The following is a 3,538-nucleotide window of genomic DNA, read 5'->3' on the forward strand; positions in this document are numbered from 1 at the left end:
GGGCGGGGGCGTTCACGGGGCGGCCGCGACTCTTTCTGGACCCGGCGGCCGACGCAAGGCGCGCGGCGTTTGTCGGGGAGGCCCGGGCTCGGGTAGGAACGACCTTTCCCCAAGCGTTTCCCAAGGAGGAAGACCATGCCTGACGTCATCGTGGTGGGAGCGGGCCACAACGGACTTGTCGCGGCGGCGATGCTCGCGCGCCGGGGCCTGTCGGTCACCGTGCTCGAAGAGAAGGACACGGTGGGCGGTGCGTGCAAGACGGAGTACCCGTTCCGCACCGCGCCGAAGCTGGGCGTCTCCACCGGCGCGTACCTCCTGGGGCTCATGCCTCCGGAGCTGCTCCAGGAGCTCCAGTTGGACCTGCCCCTGAAGCGCAGGGATCCGCACTACTTCCTGCCGACGACGGGCAAGCGCTACCTGCTGTTCGGCTCGGACGAGCGGGAGCTGGAGCGGCAGTTCCGCGAGTTCTTCTCCGAGGCGGACTGGAACGCCCACGTGGCGATGAACACCGAGCTGGGGGCGCTGCGCGAGGACCTGGCCCCCGCGTGGCTCCTGCCGCCACTGTCCCTGGAGGAGACCGCCGAGCGCTACGTGCGCCCTGCCCTGCGCCAGCACTTCGTGCGCCTGTGTCGCGGCACGGCGCGCGAGTACCTGGAGCGCTTCGGCTACCAGTCCGACTTCGTGAAGGCGATGTACGCCGTCACCGACGCGTTCTCCGGCCTGGACGGCGGCTATGACACGCCGGGCACGGGCATGAACCTGCTGGTGCACAACCTCTGCCGGCTGCCGGGCAGCGGCGGCACTTGGATGATCGTCGAAGGCGGCATGGGCACCGTCACCCAGCGCATCGCGCAGCTCGCGCGCAAGCACGGCGCGGTCCTCCGCACCGGCGCGAAGGTGGCCTCGGTGCGCGTGGACGCGGGCGTGGTGAAGGGCGTGGTGCTGGAGGGCGGCGAGGAGCTCTCCGCGAAGGTGGTCGTCTCCAACGCGGACCCCTTCCGCACGCTGAAGCTGGTGGACGCGGCCGCGGTGCCGGGCGACTACCGCCGCAAGGTGGACGGCATGTCCGCGCCGGGCACCACGCTGAAGGTGAACCTGTGCCTCAAGGGGCTGCCCACCTTCACGTGCCTGCCGGAGGACCGGGGCCAGTTCGGGCCCACCATCCACCTGCTGCCGCAGGAAGACGACGTGCTGGGGGCGCTCGCGCACGGCTACAAGGAGTCCAAGGCGGGGCGGCTGGCGGAGTTCCCCTCCATCGAGTGGTACGTGCACACCACCGTGGACCCGACCCTGAAGGACGCGGAGGGCCACCACAACTCCGCCCTCTTCGTGGAGTGGGTGCCGGAGAAGCTGGAAGGCACCACCTGGGAGAAGGAGGAAGCGCGGTACGTGAAGCACCTGCTGTCCATCTGCGACCGCTTCGCCCCGGGCACGAGCGACCTGGTCCAGGAGTACTTCGCGCTCACGCCGCCGAAGATCGAGTCCCACTTCGGCATCACCCGCGGCCACATCCATCATGTGGACAACAAACTCGGGTTCACCGACCGGCTGCCCTATGAGACGCCCGTGCAGGGGCTCTACTTCTGCAGCGCGGGCTGCCACCCGGCGGGCAGCGTCATCGGCGCGGCGGGCCACAACGCGGCCAACGTGGTGCTACAGGCGCTCGGACGCTGAGGCGGAGTGCGTCTCACGGCGGGAGGAATGGACGTTCCATGGATCATTCGTCCCGCCGTGTTTAGATGACGTCCTCCATGAGCTACCTCGTCCTCGCCCGGAAATGGCGCCCGCAGACGTTCGATGACATGACCGGACAGGAGCACGTCGTCCGGACCATCGGGAATGCCATCAAGATGGACCGGGTCGCGCACGCGTACCTGTTCTGTGGTCCTCGAGGGGTGGGCAAGACGACGGCCGCCCGCCTGCTCGCCAAGGCCCTCAACTGTGAGCAGGGGCCCACGGCGAGCCCGTGTGGCACCTGCCGGGCGTGCACGGAAATCACGGCTGGCACCAGCGTGGACGTGGCGGAGATCGACGGCGCGTCGAACAACGGCGTCGAGAACGTGCGCGAAATTCGCGAGAACGCGAAGTACCTGCCGCAGCGCGACCGTCACAAGATCTACATCATCGACGAGGTGCACATGCTCTCGGGGGCGGCGTTCAACGCGCTCCTGAAGACGCTGGAGGAGCCGCCCGGTCACGTGAAGTTCATCTTCGCGACGACGGAGGCGCACAAGCTCCCGGACACCATCCTGTCGCGCTGCCAGCGCCACAACTTCCGCCGCATCTCCGCGGCGCGGATGCTCCAGCGGCTCAAGGAGATCTGCCTGGCGGAGAAGGCGGGCATCTCCGAGCAGTCGCTGTCGCTGGTGGTGCGCCAGTCCGAAGGTGGCATGCGCGACGCGCTCAGCCTGCTGGACCAGATTCTCGCGTCGTGCGGTCCCAACCCCACGGACGAGGCGGTCGCGGAGGCGATGGGCGCCATCGACCGCACGGTGGTGCAGGACTTCGCGGAGGCGCTGGTCCGCAAGGACGCGAAGCGCGTGCTGGGCCGCGTGGACGAGGTGTTCAACCGGGGCCTGGACCTGAAGCGGCTGGCGGAGGAGCTGGCGCTGCAGCTGCGGCACCTGTTCGTCACCAAGTCGCTGGGAGAGGCGCCGACGGAGCTGGCCGAGTCCGAGCAGAAGGCGCTGCTGGCGCTCGCGAAGGAAGCGGACACCGCGCAGCTGTCGCGCCTGTTCGACATCGTGCACGGCTGCATCTGGGACGTGTCGCGCGCGGCGCAGCCAAGGCTGGCGCTGGAGATGGCGCTGCTCAAGGCCATCCAGCTGTCCCCCGCCGGCTCGATTCCAGACCTGCTGGCCCGCGTGGAGCGGCTGTCGGCGGGGCTCGGCGCGGATGGCGCCACGAAGAGCACGTCCGGAGCGCCAGGAGGTCGCTCCGGTCCGGCGAACTTTCGCGTCTGAGGCCCCGTCCGAGCCTCCCCCGTCCCGTTCGTCCGACGTGCGCGCGGTGTCCGCGCCCGTAGCGGCACCGCCGCGTCCAGCCCCTGAGGTACCAGGGCCTGCCGCCTACGCGGGAGCCACGCCACTCCCACCAGGGGCCGCGCCGCGTGCGTTTGAAGCACGGGAGCCGGCTGCCTACGCGGGGGCTACGCCGCGTCCATTCGAGGCGCAGGGCCCCGCCGCACATGCGGGAGCGGCATCGCCCTCATTCGTTCCTCCGCACCTCGCGGCGCCCCCGGTGAGCGCCAAGCCGCCTCCCTCCGTGCTGATGGAGGGCCTGTCTCCCGTCGCGGCCCGGCCCCTCTCCTTCCTCCGCAATGGCGGCGCCGCGGGCGGCCCTGTTCCGACACCCGCCAACGTGCCCCCCGCGCCCGTGGTGATGGACGACCTGTCTCCGTCCGCCGCGCGCCCGCTGTCGTTCCTCCGCAATGGCGGCGGCGCCGCGCCCGCGATGGACGCCCCGCCCGCTCCGGGCATCGTCATGGACGACCTGCCCCCGTCGGCGGCACGTCCCCTCTCCTTCCTGCGCAACGGCG

At 70.4% G+C, this 3,538-nt stretch carries 2 protein-coding genes and 1 pseudogene; all 3 read left to right on the plus strand.

All coding sequences use genetic code 11. The features are described 5' to 3' along the window. Positions 1–135: 135 nt before the first annotated feature. Positions 136–1,674 (plus strand): phytoene desaturase family protein, encoded by a 1,539-nt coding sequence (locus D7X12_RS40220; protein WP_120630416.1) that lies wholly within the window; start codon positions 136–138, stop codon positions 1,672–1,674. 77 nt (positions 1,675–1,751) lie between these two features. Next, positions 1,752–2,963, plus strand: a complete 1,212-nt coding sequence (dnaX, locus tag D7X12_RS40225; RefSeq protein ID WP_120630417.1) for a DNA polymerase III subunit gamma/tau — start codon at positions 1,752–1,754, stop codon at positions 2,961–2,963. Between the two features lie 277 nt (positions 2,964–3,240). Continuing rightward, positions 3,241–3,538: pseudogene (locus D7X12_RS40230) on the plus strand (hypothetical protein); the annotation flags it as partial.

Origin of the sequence: Corallococcus sicarius (assembly GCF_003611735.1) — a bacterium.
GTDB classification, from domain to species: Bacteria; Myxococcota; Myxococcia; order Myxococcales; family Myxococcaceae; genus Corallococcus; species Corallococcus sicarius.

Coding starts and splice junctions, on each gene's coding strand:
- D7X12_RS40220 (WP_120630416.1), top strand. CDS start 136: ATGCCTGACGTCATCGTGGTGGGAGCGGGCCACAACGGACTTGTCGCG.
- dnaX (WP_120630417.1), top strand. CDS start 1,752: ATGAGCTACCTCGTCCTCGCCCGGAAATGGCGCCCGCAGACGTTCGAT.